Origin of the sequence: Psychrobacter sp. P11F6 (assembly GCF_001435295.1) — a bacterium.
Classification (GTDB): domain Bacteria; phylum Pseudomonadota; class Gammaproteobacteria; order Pseudomonadales; family Moraxellaceae; genus Psychrobacter.
Genome location: NZ_CM003594.1, coordinates 3,437,423 through 3,450,915, shown reverse-complemented (window position 1 = coordinate 3,450,915; position 13,493 = coordinate 3,437,423). Strand labels below are relative to the sequence as shown.

At 42.2% G+C, this 13,493-nt stretch carries 13 protein-coding genes; 11 read left to right on the top strand and 2 right to left on the bottom strand.

What is annotated here, in order from left to right; translation table 11 throughout:
* Positions 1 to 52 precede the first annotated feature (52 nt).
* The 9 genes from AK822_RS14285 to AK822_RS14245 all read left to right on the top strand — a co-directional run bounded on the left by AK822_RS14285 (position 53) and on the right by AK822_RS14245 (position 7,797).
* Positions 53 to 571 (top strand): GbsR/MarR family transcriptional regulator, encoded by a 519-nt coding sequence (locus AK822_RS14285; RefSeq protein ID WP_045447558.1) that lies wholly within the window; start codon positions 53 to 55, stop codon positions 569 to 571.
* Positions 572 to 722: 151 nt separating this feature from the next.
* A complete protein-coding gene (locus AK822_RS14280; RefSeq protein WP_060492101.1) occupies positions 723 to 1,676 on the top strand; it encodes a fatty acid desaturase family protein in 954 nt (317 codons plus the stop codon).
* 117 nt (positions 1,677 to 1,793) lie between these two features.
* A complete protein-coding gene (locus AK822_RS14275) occupies positions 1,794 to 2,294 on the top strand; it encodes a hypothetical protein (RefSeq protein ID WP_060492100.1) in 501 nt (166 codons plus the stop codon).
* A 23-nt stretch (positions 2,295 to 2,317) separates the two neighbouring features.
* Complete coding sequence (locus tag AK822_RS14270) at positions 2,318 to 3,283, top strand: TIGR01777 family oxidoreductase (RefSeq protein ID WP_060492099.1); 966 nt, start codon at positions 2,318 to 2,320, stop codon at positions 3,281 to 3,283.
* 83 nt (positions 3,284 to 3,366) lie between these two features.
* A complete protein-coding gene (locus AK822_RS14265; protein WP_060492098.1) occupies positions 3,367 to 3,822 on the top strand; it encodes a hypothetical protein in 456 nt (151 codons plus the stop codon).
* Between the two features lie 115 nt (positions 3,823 to 3,937).
* Positions 3,938 to 4,789 (top strand): fatty acid desaturase family protein, encoded by an 852-nt coding sequence (locus AK822_RS14260; protein ID WP_060492097.1) that lies wholly within the window; start codon positions 3,938 to 3,940, stop codon positions 4,787 to 4,789.
* A 25-nt stretch (positions 4,790 to 4,814) separates the two neighbouring features.
* Positions 4,815 to 5,276: a thiol-disulfide oxidoreductase DCC family protein gene (locus AK822_RS14255; RefSeq protein WP_060492096.1), complete on the top strand. Its 462-nt coding sequence runs from the start codon at positions 4,815 to 4,817 to the stop codon at positions 5,274 to 5,276.
* 187 nt (positions 5,277 to 5,463) lie between these two features.
* A complete protein-coding gene (locus AK822_RS14250) occupies positions 5,464 to 6,498 on the top strand; it encodes a metallophosphoesterase (protein WP_228139039.1) in 1,035 nt (344 codons plus the stop codon).
* A 261-nt stretch (positions 6,499 to 6,759) separates the two neighbouring features.
* Entirely contained in the window at positions 6,760 to 7,797 is a 1,038-nt protein-coding gene (locus AK822_RS14245; RefSeq protein WP_228139038.1) for a metallophosphoesterase, read from the top strand.
* Positions 7,798 to 7,906: 109 nt separating this feature from the next.
* Here AK822_RS14245 and AK822_RS14240 read toward each other — a convergent pair whose 3' ends face one another.
* Positions 7,907 to 9,310: an alpha/beta hydrolase gene (locus AK822_RS14240; RefSeq protein WP_060492094.1), complete on the bottom strand. Its 1,404-nt coding sequence runs from the start codon at positions 9,308 to 9,310 to the stop codon at positions 7,907 to 7,909.
* A gap of 454 nt (positions 9,311 to 9,764) precedes the next feature.
* On the opposite strand from AK822_RS14240, the gene grpE reads away from it, so the two are divergent.
* A complete protein-coding gene (gene grpE, locus AK822_RS14235; protein WP_045447584.1) occupies positions 9,765 to 10,364 on the top strand; it encodes a nucleotide exchange factor GrpE in 600 nt (199 codons plus the stop codon).
* 192 nt (positions 10,365 to 10,556) lie between these two features.
* Positions 10,557 to 12,500 (top strand): molecular chaperone DnaK, encoded by a 1,944-nt coding sequence (gene dnaK / locus AK822_RS14230; RefSeq protein ID WP_045447587.1) that lies wholly within the window; start codon positions 10,557 to 10,559, stop codon positions 12,498 to 12,500.
* A gap of 109 nt (positions 12,501 to 12,609) precedes the next feature.
* Here the strand turns inward: dnaK and AK822_RS14225 are convergent, their stop codons facing one another.
* Positions 12,610 to 13,419: a methyltransferase domain-containing protein gene (locus AK822_RS14225; protein WP_060492093.1), complete on the bottom strand. Its 810-nt coding sequence runs from the start codon at positions 13,417 to 13,419 to the stop codon at positions 12,610 to 12,612.
* Between the last annotated feature and the right edge of the window lie 74 nt (positions 13,420 to 13,493).

Below are 13,493 nucleotides of genomic sequence, written 5' to 3'. Positions count from 1 at the left end.
AAGATAAGTAAATAAAATAATCAAAACTTATAAAGTAGAGTACATATTAATCATGAAACTAAATCCTGTGACCGAAAAATTTATCTTACATTGGGGTGAAATGGGCTCGCAGTGGGGCGTCAATCGCACCATGTCACAGATTCATGCGTTGTTATTCATAATTGGTAAGCCACTAAATGCTGAAGAAATTACCGAAACACTTGGTGTTGCTCGCTCTAACGTCTCAAACAGTATTAAAGAGTTGCAGCATTGGGGCTTAGTACAAAAGGTTTCCATATTAGGCGATCGTCGCGATCACTTCACGACCAATACTGACGTTTGGGAGCTGGCACGCATCATTGTGGTTGAACGACAAAAGCGTGAGCTTGAGCCAACTGTGCAGTTCTTACAAGAATTGATGGACAGTCCTGAATTTGAACATGAAAATAATGAGGTAAAGTCACGTATTCGTGATACCCAAGAATTCGTTAGTACCCTAACCACATGGTCATCTGAGATGCTTAAACTGCCCACAAGCATCCTCAAAAAAGTCCTAAAACTAGGCGCTAGTATTAAAAAGGTTTTACGTTAATAGCTGTGTAATTTAAAATAAAAAATTTGCAATACAATTTCTGTTTTGACAGAAATATATGTAATAAATATAAAAGCCAACTAAGTTTAAGTGAGATAAGTTTCTATAAAATAGCAGCAACAAAAATAGTAATAACAAATGGATGTGTAAAATGACAGTTAATCAGACACACGCTAATAAAGAGCCAGCCATTAAAAAGGCTGTTGCTGCAGTCGAGTGGCAAGACTTGCGCCGGTTAACGCGCGGTCAAATCGCTTACAATGTTATTTTGCCTTATCCATTTTTGTTGTTGTCTTGGTGGTTTGCTAGTCAATCATGGTATGTATTGGCGTGCGGGGCTTCTTATTTATTCTTTGCTGCCGCATTTCGCCAAGCACACGATGGCTATCATCATAGCTTAGGGACAGGTAAACGCACGACCACCGCCATATTATTATTGCTCAGCGTACTATTAATGACCAGTTTGCACAGCATTCGAGCCACGCACATGGCGCATCATCGTGACCCATTGGGCGATAGTGATATTGAAGGCAGTCTAGCAAAAGACTCATGGTGGCAAGCGCTGCTCGGCGGAATAACTTATCGACTCGATATTTATCGTCAAGGATTGTGCCTAAGTAGCCGTCGCAATCAAAAATTGGCGTGGCTAGAGTTTGCTTTGATTGGTTTAGTCGTCTTGGTTACCTTCGTACTGACCGTATTTCCTTTAACTGTTCCTGCTCTGACCAAGTTAGCGCAAGTATTGATGTACCACATATTGACCATGATGTTGGCGAACGCCAGTGTTGGCATCATTGCGGTGTGGGGCGTACACCATGATTGTGATGAGACAATCGCCCGAACTGAGCGCAATCTTTTGGTCAACTTGCTGACCTTTAATTTGCTTTATCACGTAGAGCATCATCTCTTTCCTGCTGTGCCATCCAATCATTTACCGACGCTTGCCAAGCGTTTAGATGCAGCAACGCCACATCTGACCAAAGAACATGTATTGCCAAGTATGGTTAACGTCATAGATTTTATTAATCATCGTTGGAACCAATTAAAGAATAAATCTCAAAATAGTAATGATAGTGACTGTCCTATTCGTAAGCGTTTTGCTTAATCAGTAGGCAAAACAAAATCAAGATACTTATCCACCAATTATCCACATGAATTTCATTGGCTTTGGCAACGCCGTATTTATACTGAATTAACGATGAATGTTAATGGGATAAATAGAATGAAAACGAATAATGAGTTAGGTGTGTATCCTTATCTACAAGTGATTATTTTGTTTGCAGGGCTTGGTAGTATGATTGGTGGGTTGATTTCAGAACTGGGTTTATTGTTTGTTTTTAGGAATGCGGACTTTGCGCAGATTGGTTATCAGCCATTGCTATATGTTGGTCTGCTTGGTTTTATTCCTGCTTTATTAACGGGTGTTATCGTCGCTTATAAGAATATATGGCGCGGTGATCATAAGAGTCTAAGCACGACATTTTTAGTGGGGTTTATAACGTCAGCAGGTTATATGGGTGCAATCATCCTATATTTAGGCATCAACTCATGGATAGAGGTTGGCGTGCTACTGGCCTTTATGATTGGTATAGGATTGTTTGGCGCAATCAATTCAGCGATTGCCAGCCGCATTGCTTTACCAAAAGTATGTAAAAGTCATTTTGATGTTAGTACTAAAAAAGTAGACGATAACTATAACGGATTAAGTTTTACTAAACGATAAGCGAAAAATATAGGGAGTAGGACATGAATATTTTAATCAGTGGTGGCTCAGGCTTTTTAGGCAGTGCTTTTAGTGACGAGCTTATCAAACGTTATCGTACGCAGGATAAGGACTTACACATTACATGGCTAACACGCGATAGCAGCCAAACGCATCCTGAAGCGATCAGCATGATGACCTACGATGAGCTAGCGAGTTCGGATAAAAGCTTTGATGTTATCTTAAATCTAGCAGGCGCAGGCATTGCTGACTCGCGCTGGAGCGATGCGCGCAAAGAGCAGTTGCTCGCCAGCCGTATCAAGCCTACCGAATCCTTATTGGCATTTATGAAGCGCACCAGTATTAAGCCCAAGCTAATGGTCAGCGGCTCTGCGATTGGCTGGTATGGCGCACAAGGCGATAAACCTCTTACCGAAAGCAGTGGTTTCAAAACTGATTTTGCCCATCAATTATGTCATGAATGGGAGCAGCTAGCTTTGACAGCAACAGACTATGGCGTGCCTGTGGCTATCGTGCGTACGGGTGTGGTTATCCATCCTGATGGCGGGATGCTCGGTAAGTTATTAACCCCATTTAAAATGGGTGTTGGTGGACAGTTGGGTGATGGCAAGCAAATCATGAGCTGGATCAGTCGTGAAGACTGGGTTGGGGCGGTGATATTCATCATTGAAAAGCATCTTGCTAATTATGCGGACACTCAGACTACCGATGATCACTCGTTAGAAACTATCAATGATACGCCAGTGCTGGTATATAACCTCACTGCGCCTAATCCAGTGACCAATCATACTTTTACCAAAACGCTTGGAGCATGGCTACACCGTCCTACCTTTTTTACTTTACCCAATTTTCTGCTTAAGCTGATATTTGGTGAGATGTCGACTCTATTAATTGATGGTCAAAAAGTAGTGCCGCAAGCATTACAGGACGCAGGTTATGATTTTAAACAGCCAACACTGAAGCAAGCTTTAGAAGAGCAGAAGTCATAGATACTTATGAAGGTTGTTTCATGTGAAACGTAGTCTTTATCATAGGATTCTTTGTTTCATGTGAAACCTAAATAGAGGTATGTATGAGTGATATTGAGATTAGCGCTACAGCCACAGCATCCAGCTATCCTAAAGCTAAGGTAATAGGAGTTTATGGATTATTAGGTGGTGCGATAGGTGGTCTGATTGTCTTCTTATATATGATTGTGATGTTTGTAATTGACGGTAATGTTTTTAGGCAAGAGTTAACAGATATTTTCAAAATGCTATTAGCTTCTATTGTAGGCGGATTCTTTTTTGGTTTGCTCCCTACGTTAGTAGCTGGATTAACTATATGTAAGTTGAAGATAGTCTTTGATTCCATACTAAAAATAGTACCGTTATTCTTCATTGGATTCTTTAGCACTTTTATATTTTCAGTTTGGATTATAGCAACAGATGTTTTTTTAGAGAAAATAATATTTGGATTGGTTTTTAGCTTGATAGGTGGAGCCAGCGCTGTGATTACAGGTCTTATCGCATTACCTAAATACAAATAAAATTTAAATAATAATTTCACTATTGACAGAAATAAAGTAAATTAAAACAGCCGATTAAATTAAGTGGTCGCGCCAGCAAGACAGCTACTGCTTATCACCAAGTAAGGAGAACATCATGCGTCATCCTTCGTTAGCCAGTGTTGAATGGCAAGATTTGCGTCAGCTTAGTCTGAGCGAGACCGTTTATAATATTTTCTTATCTTTACCTTTTTTATTATTGTCATGGTGGAGCGCGTGGCAAGGGTGGTGGTTACTTGCACTTGTGGCGACATTTTTCTTTTTTACTGCCGCACTGAGACAAGCGCATGATTGCTATCACCGCACTTTAGGGGTGAGTAAAGTCGCCACAGAGCTCATGCTGTTTCTTCTCAGTATCACGATGCTCTGTAGCACGCATGCTATTCGGCATACTCATCTTAACCATCATAGAGATCCACTGGGTGACAGCGATGTCGAGGGTAATTGGGCTCGTCTGCCTTGGTATCAGGCGATATTGGGAGGCGGACTTTTCTCGATTGCGATTCAGTGGTTTGGCTTGACGCATGGTAGCCGCCGCAATCGTATGCTCGTTGGCTTTGATCTGTTGCTCATTTTCGCAGTGATTGCCACCGCTTTTATCACGATGCATCCAGTTTTGATATATCACGTATTGGTGATGATATTGGCCAATATCATGGTGGGATTCTTTGCCGTATGGAGTGTCCATCATGGTTGCGATGATGTGGTATATGCCCGCAGTGAGCGCCATCCATTGATTAATTTGCTAACCTTTAATTTGCTCTATCATATTGAGCATCACCTATTTCCAGCTGTCCCGACTAATCATTTACCAACACTGGCGAAGCGCTTAGATGTTGCCGCACCGCAATGGACGCAGCAGCCAGTCATTCCCTTTTTAGCCGCAGCCAATCAGCACCAAAAATCTAGCGTGACTCAAAAATCCAATGCCAGCCACCTTGATATTTAGTTATCACTCAGAAAGGAGTCGTAAGATGATTATCCAAAACCATATCAACAGCTATAGAGAGCAAGCGAATTTGTCCATTACCATGTACTACGATGATGCGTGCGTGATATGTAGCACCGAGGCGCATAATATGAAAAAACGTCAACCGGAAAAGATACACTTAGTTCCTGTAGACGAGGGGGTTGATGAGTTGGCAGTCGCAGGATTCAGCCGTAAGGATGCGATGACTTATATGTGTGTGCAAGACAGCTACGGCAATTGGTATACTCACATGGATGCCGTGCGGCTGCTCTACAGAACGGGCAGCGTGAAATTGTCAACGTTGTTATTTTTGCCAGTGGTCAAACAACTTGGCGACTTCGCTTATCCGTATGTCGCGCGCAATCGCTATAGAATTCCGAATTGGGTGACCAAGCTGCTCTATGGCAAAGCGCTGATGCAGGCTTGTGAAAACGGCGTTTGCAAAATAGCACCAAATACACGTTAAAGTACGTTTATTGGCAACCATTTATTTTTGTGGCAACAGCACTCTAGACGTAAAGCATATGAAGTTTTCGTGGAAAAAAGGAGGCTATATCCAGAGCATCAAATTTTTCACGTAAGATAGCGTTATCTCTATCTGATTAGACCTTACTATGTGGTTCTTCATCGTTTTTACTCAGTTGCTAGCTGTTATGACCACCGTTCTTATTTACTGGTTAATAAAGCCAAAAACGACTGCTGCAAAAGCTGCACTGATAGCTGTTGTCTTTATTATTAATAATAGTGCTCTCATTTATGGCTTGACTGAGTTTTGGGGTGAGCGCTTTCACGTCTATCTGGTCATTAGTATTTTGCAAGGTTTTATGTTTTATGCCGGTTTGATAACTTCTGTAGTTGCGCTCATTGTCTATAAGTTCTTTAAGAGAAAACCTCGTCTAATACTCTTGCGAACCTTTGCCATTACAGTTTATATCGCCATTGTTAGCTTAGCGATATTTAATGCTTATTCACCCGTCGTACATCGTTTAACTGTTACGAGTGATAAACCGCTGGCTAAACCAATGGATATTGCGCTTATCTCTGATACGCATTTGGGTAGATGGTTTGGCAATCGACAGATAAAAAAAATGGTAAACCTTATCGATGCGCAACATCCCGATGTCGTGGTGATCGCTGGTGATATTATGAATGACAATACCATTGCTTACGATAATACGAATATGCGTGAACAATTATCAAAGTTAAAAGCACCGCTTGGCGTCTATGCGACTTTAGGCAATCACGATTATTTCGGTTATGACCAGCAGATCACTCAAGCGGTGGAAGAGGCGGGTATCAAAACCCTTGATAATGAGAGTGTGCTATTAAATGATTCAGTATGGCTAGTGGGGCGTTCTGATGACATCGATCGTACCAGACTGTCAGCAGATGAGTTGTTAACGCAAGTAGAGACAGATAAACCAGTGATATTTTTGGAACATCGTCCTAGCGCGATGGATGAGGTCAGCGCCCTGCCAGTCGATTTGCATCTGTCTGGGCATACCCATGGCGGGCAGATATTTCCACTAACGCTATTGATGGATTGGTTGACACCACTAAACTATGGCAGCAAAAAAATAGCCGATACGCAGTTTTTGGTGACCTCTGGTTATGGTATCGGTCCAGTACCGTTTAGACTGGGAACGCGTTCTGAGATTTGGATAATTACGTTGCAGTCTGGTGTATGAGCTATTTAAATAAACAGTGTTACCCCTATGATAAAGCCTCTACCATATCTAAATGGTAGAGGCTTTTATTTGCTGTTAGGCTGGCTAATAGCGACTTTGCTCGTATTGTCAGCTAAAAACATACTGCATCGACGACATCATAATCAAGGATTTTTCATGCGCTACGCATTTTTCATCACCATTTTTGTGCTATTACAGCTCTTTAGTGCCGGCGCAGCTCTAAGCGTGCAATGGTGGTTACAGCCTTAGCAGACAGCAGGTTTGCAAACTTCGGTATGGGTCATCGTATTCGTTATTACCAACGGTTTGCTGCTACTCAGTGTCAATAGAGCATTTAAAAATAGCTATCGCTGGATCAGTGGTTGGGTGTTAGTTATGCATTTCATGCTATTGACGGCTTTAGTTACCAGCCTATTTTATGGTGGCTATTGGCTAATTACATCGCTAACTGGTGATGCGCTCGCTACACCGGCTACCGTCGATTTTGGGTTGCGCATGTTGGCATTGGCAATATTTGTCGGGTTATTTGTTTACGCCCTATATAGTGCTTATGCGCCTGTGGTACGTGAGTTATCTATTGATATTGATAAACCTTTGGCTAAGCCATTACGTATTGCGGTCGCTAGCGACTTACATATCGGGAGACTGTTTGGCAGCGGTGCAATAGATAGACTGCATCATCTTATGGTAAAAAATACAGCCGACATATTGCTAATGCCGGGCGATATCATGGATGATAATACACAAGCATTTACTAATTATAATATGGCAAAAAACTTGGCTGAGTTATGCAAAAGCCTGCCGTATGGGGTCTATGCAACTTTAGGCAATCATGATTTGTACGGGCACGAGCAGCCAATTGTCCAAGCGTTGCGTACTGCTGGCGTGCAGTTATTAAATGACGAAGTCATACGCCTCACGCACCAAGGGCAAGCGTTTTGGCTGATGGGACGCTTCGACAATCATAAGCGTCAGCGCGTTCCGACGACTGAGCTACTGGCACAGGTTAATAACGCTGAGCCGCTGATATTATTAGACCACAGACCAAGTGATATCGCTGAGCACAGCCAAATGCCGATTGATTTACAGCTCTCTGGGCATACCCATAACGGTCAGATATTCCCCGCCAACTTCATTGTTAGTGCCATCAACCGCTTGGGTTATGGCTATGAGGTCATCAATGACAGTCACTTTGTGGTGTCATCTGGTTACGGCTTTTGGGGTATCCCATTTCGCTTGGGTTCGCGCTCAGAGATTTGGCTGATCACTTTGAATGGTCATGTTGAAGATAACGTTTAAGCAAGTAATATTTAAGAAAACAATGCTTAAAAAAATAACGTTTAAATAATGGCAGCACCATTCTATTTTATAAATAAACCAGCATTCTCTTATACAACTGTGTTGATAACTATGCCGCTAATTGTGACTGGGTATTGATAACGTTACGCACAAAACTCGCAAACCCTTTAATAATATCGTCTGTTGATTGTCCGATACCTTGATGAATACTCATAAAATGAATAAAACCATGTGGCGCACCAAGAATGGTATGAGTCTCGATTGCTATACCATGCATCTTTAACTGCTTTGCATAAGCAAATGCTTCATCACGTAATACGTCTAATTCTGCGGCGACAATGTAAGTCGGGCATACTTTACTATGATCACCAAGCATCGGACAGTTAAGGATATGCTGGCGTGGCAAGGGGCTGTTATCTAAACAAGCAGCATCAAATACAGCCACATCGGCATGATCCAATAATAATCCCTCGCCATATAACTCCCAACTTGGATAATCGGTTTCGATATCCGTCACAGGATACAAAGGCATTTGTGCAAGCGGCTTTGGTAAGCGCTCTAATAAATCGAACATTTTTTGACCTGCACTGCCCAGATCTGACCATGCGACTTGCGAGGGCGCAGTGAGTTGTTGAGCAATTAAGGTGGACAATCCGCCGCCAGCACTATCGCCTGCTAGTACGATTCGCGAGGGTAAAGCACCTAAGGTATGGCAATGCTCAGCCAGCCAAGCATAGGCAGTGATACAGTCTTTTAATGCGGCTGGTGCTGGATGCTCAGGTGCTAAGCGATAATCAACACTGACTATCGGCCAGCCAGTCTGTTCACAAACCGCGTGGCAAAATTCATGATGGGTATTGACATCACCAATACAAAACCCACCCCCATGAAAATATAACAACACTGTTTCATCAGAATTATGAGTATCCGCTTTTTTGAACCCTAAGCCATGAGAGCTCGCGTCTGATTGATAACAGCGAATGGTCATATCGCCATCATCAGCGTTGGCAATCACTTTGTCTTCCCAATGCACAAGCTTCTGATTTTTTTTCGTAAATCGCTTCATGTTGCCGATGATATTGTCACTTGCTTGCTGCCATACCTGCGGCGCTTGCATCGCCACGGCGTCAGCAGCGAACCTTTCGCGCAGCTCATGCATTGGTGTCAGCTCAAGAGGCGTTTTAAGCTTACTATTCACCGCGAGAATCAAACGCAGGTGAGCATCGGCGTGCAGATATTGTTTTGAGGTAGGTCCTTTCAAATAACCAACCAAGCTCTCTAATAGTGGCGTTGGCAGATAGCTGACTCCTTTCATGGCATAGTGCAAGGTATGCGGCTGGCAAGTCGTCAACGGGTTATAGCTAAGCACTTTTTGTTTGACGGTCAAACGATTCTCTTGAGTGCCATTTTCTTCTTTTATACCATTATCTATACGATCTGTTGATGCGAGCTTTATCGTCATCAGCGCTTTATTTAATAGCGCATTGATTGATAACACGGTTGATTTAGACATAACACTTCTCGTTAATGATTGTCAGTATGCGTTGTCATATATGAGCGTTCACTTTGACATTAGCCATACTATTTGTAGCAATAATAGAGTAATCAAAAATAAAGTTGAGTATTGTTTGGTAATGGCTTATGTATCAATGGTAAGTTTTTTGGAATAAGTACTGCTTTCTTGTAGCTTGTGTTAACGAGCATGGGTAGCCATTTACCACCTATGAAATTCTGTTTTGAGCACTTTAATCCAGATTTAGGCAATATTTGTTGTAAATTAGAAAAATTCCCTTGGCTTAGGCTTGAAATTTACCTCCATCACCTTTATCAAACAGCTAGTAAAAGGTATTCATAACAACAATGTGTAAGACGGGTTAATTATTTAATAAGAGCACAGTATCCCTAGTAAATAGTGAGCTTGTTGCCTCTTATATAAATTGTCATTATTAAAATTCTAAGGAGCTATCATGAGCGAGCAAAATACCAACCACGAATCGCCTGAGCAAAATGTGGCGCATGACAATATTGAACACAGTGACAGTATTTTAGAAGAAACCATGAAAGAGTTTGATCCAAAGCATAACTCAGGTGAAGAGATGACCATCGAAAATGAAATCGATCTCGACACCTTTAAAGCGCGCATCGCTGAACTAGAAGGTGAAGTGAAGCAAGCTAAAGAAGTCACCGCCCGTGCCAATGCCGAAGCTTACAATGCACAAAAACGCATGGAGCAAGAGGCGGATAAGAGTAAGCGTTTTGCCTTGCAGAAATTTGCCAAAGAGCTATTAGAAGTGGTCGATAATTTAGAACGCGCCATCGAAAGCGCCCATGCCGATGACCCTGTTACAGAAGGGGTGAGACTGACGCACAAAGCGTTATTGGACGTATTAAATAAGAACGGCGTCGAAATGGTTGACCCACAAGGCGAGAAATTTAATGCTGATTTGCACGAAGCTGTCGGTATCGATGAAGAAGCAGAGGCTGATACTGTCGGTACTGTATTACAAAAAGGTTATAGCTTGAACGGTCGTTTATTACGCCCAGCCATGGTACGTGTTGGGCAGTAGTATTAAAAATTGGATTTTTAATGTGCTAAACCTTACTATTATTAAGGGTTTTCACAAAAAGTCACACGAAAGACAAATTTTGCATCATGATTGACTTGAAAAAATCCATAAGTAAACCGATATATATAGCAACAAGAGATCAACCACGGTCTGAATAGATAAATATTTAAAACAAATTAGGAGCAAATAATTATGGGTAAAGTAATTGGTATTGATTTAGGTACGACTAACTCGTGTGTCGCAGTGATGGAAGGTGACAAAGTCAAAGTCATCGAAAATGCTGAAGGTACTCGTACAACGCCATCTATCGTTGCTTATAAAAACGATGAAATTTTGGTGGGTCAGTCAGCCAAACGTCAAGCGGTCACCAATCCAAACAACACGTTGTTTGCGATTAAGCGTTTGATTGGTCGTCGTTTTGATGACAAAGTCGTGCAAAAAGACATCGGCATGGTACCTTACAAAATCGCCAAAGCAGATAACGGTGATGCATGGGTAGAAATTAATGGTAAAAAATTAGCACCACCACAGGTTTCTGCTGAAATCTTGAAAAAAATGAAAAAAACAGCAGAAGACTATCTTGGTGAAACTGTTACTGAAGCGGTTGTAACGGTACCAGCTTATTTTAATGACTCACAACGTCAAGCAACAAAAGACGCGGGTAAAATTGCGGGTCTTGATGTAAAACGTATCATCAACGAACCAACAGCTGCGGCTCTTGCGTACGGTATGGACAAGAAGCAAGGCGATAGCACGGTTGCTGTTTATGACTTGGGTGGTGGTACTTTTGACGTATCAATCATCGAAATCGCTGACGTTGATGGCGAGCAGCAGTTTGAAGTTTTAGCAACCAATGGTGATACATTCCTTGGTGGTGAAGACTTTGACTCAGCATTGATTGATTATTTAGTTGATGAGTTCAAAAAAGACCAAGATGTCAATTTGAAAGGTGACTCATTGGCGATGCAGCGTCTAAAAGAAGCGGCAGAAAAAGCGAAAATTGAGTTATCAAGTGCCCAAAGTACTGAGGTGAACTTGCCTTATATTACTGCAGACAGCAATGGTCCTAAGCATTTGGTGGTCACTATCAGTCGCTCAAAACTTGAGAGCTTAACTGAAGAGTTGGTACAACGTACCATGGGTCCTTGTAAGATTGCGCTTGAAGATGCTGGCATAAAAATTGGTGACATCGATGATGTTATCTTAGTTGGTGGTCAGACTCGTATGCCACTGGTACAGCAAAAAGTACAAGAATTCTTCGGTCAGGAGCCACGTAAAGATGTGAACCCTGATGAAGCAGTAGCGGCAGGGGCTGCGATTCAAGGCGCGGTATTGTCTGGTGAAAAAACAGACGTATTGTTACTTGATGTGACGCCACTAACGCTTGGTATCGAAACGATGGGTGGTGTCATGACACCAGTTATTGAGAAAAACACCATGATTCCTACTAAGAAATCACAGGTATTCTCAACGGCTGAAGACAACCAACCAGCTGTGACCATCCAGGTTTATCAAGGTGAGCGTAAAATCGCTAACCAAAATAAACAGCTTGGTCGTTTTGATTTGACGGATATTCCACCAGCACCACGTGGTCTACCGCAAATTGAAGTTACTTTTGACATCAATGCTGACGGTATCATGAATATCTCAGCAACTGACAAAGGTACGGGTAAAGCGCAAAGCATCCAGATCAAAGCAGATTCTGGCTTGACGGATGAAGAAATCGAGCAAATGGTTCGTGATGCAGAAGCCAATGCTGCAGAAGACGAAAAATTCGCTAACTTAGCGCAAGTTCGTAACGAAGCAGATGGTCGTATTCATGCGGTACAAAAAGCGTTGAAAGATGCTGAAGATAAAGTAACTGCTGAAGAAAAATCAACAGTAGAAGCTGCTATCTCTGAGCTTGAAGCGGTAATGAAAGAAGATGATCATGATGACATCAAAGCCAAGCTTGAAGCATTAGACAATGCCTTCTTGCCAGTTAGTCAGAAGATTTATGCTGATGCAGGCGCAGGTAGCGAGGGCATGGATCCAAGCCAGTTCCAACAAGGCGCGGACAATGCAGCAGATAGCAACCAAGCTGATGATGACGTCGTTGATGCTGAGTTTACTGAAGTAGACGAAGACAAAAAATAATTGTGATTTAGTAACTAAACGCAGTTAAAACAAAGAACGCATCCTTCGGGGTGCGTTTTTTTTATGGCTGTTATTTATAAGAGATATCCTACCACTCTATATCTTATCTTCATGATTTAAAGGCACTCACTATCAGTACTTCATAAGTCAAATGAACGATAGGCTGACCGTCGTCATCTTGCGCCGAAAAATTTTGCCAATAATCAGACTCAAACTGTTGCAAGCGTGCCTTGGTCCACATAAAGGGCTGGGTGCTGTTGGCTTTTACTTGCGTCTGATTGGTCGATACGCCCGTCAATTTCATATGTTTTAGGATGGCGTAAGGACTGGCAAACGGTAACTCGAAACGCTCAGTGGACAGTTCAATTTTCTCAAAACCCGCACTGATCAGTGCCAGTCGCCACTCAATGATATCTGGGTAATAGAGTCCTTGACCAGTCAAACTTTTAATTTGCAAAAAGTTATTTGGCGTAAAAGTGTTAAACAGCAGTTGACCTCCAGTTCGCAAACGCCGTGCTGATTGCGCAACAAAGTTTAAGGGATCATCAAACCACTGCACAGCATTGGCACTGATTATCAAGCTATGCTCATCCTCAAAGTCCATCGTTTCAGCATCGCCAATTGCTATGTCAGCATTGGGCAATATGGATTGTAAAGTAGCCGCTTGTTCAGCGCATAATTCATTGATCAGCCAATATTGACTTTGAATGTGTGCTGCGAGTAGGCGGGTCATTTGACCAGTTCCTGCACCGACTTCAAGCACACTGTCGTGTTCAGTGTGAGTGAGTTTGTCTATTAAATATTGACAGACTTGCTGCTGAACATTGGCATGCTGATCATAGTCGTTAGCATTGGCAAAATGACGAGCGATGGTTTGTTTTCTGGGGCTAAAGTTATCAGGCGTGGCGAGTGTTTTCATACGGTTTATTATATCCAAGTGAGCCAATTATCAATCGATAGCAGGACTGACGTCGCTGATGTATAACAACAGAT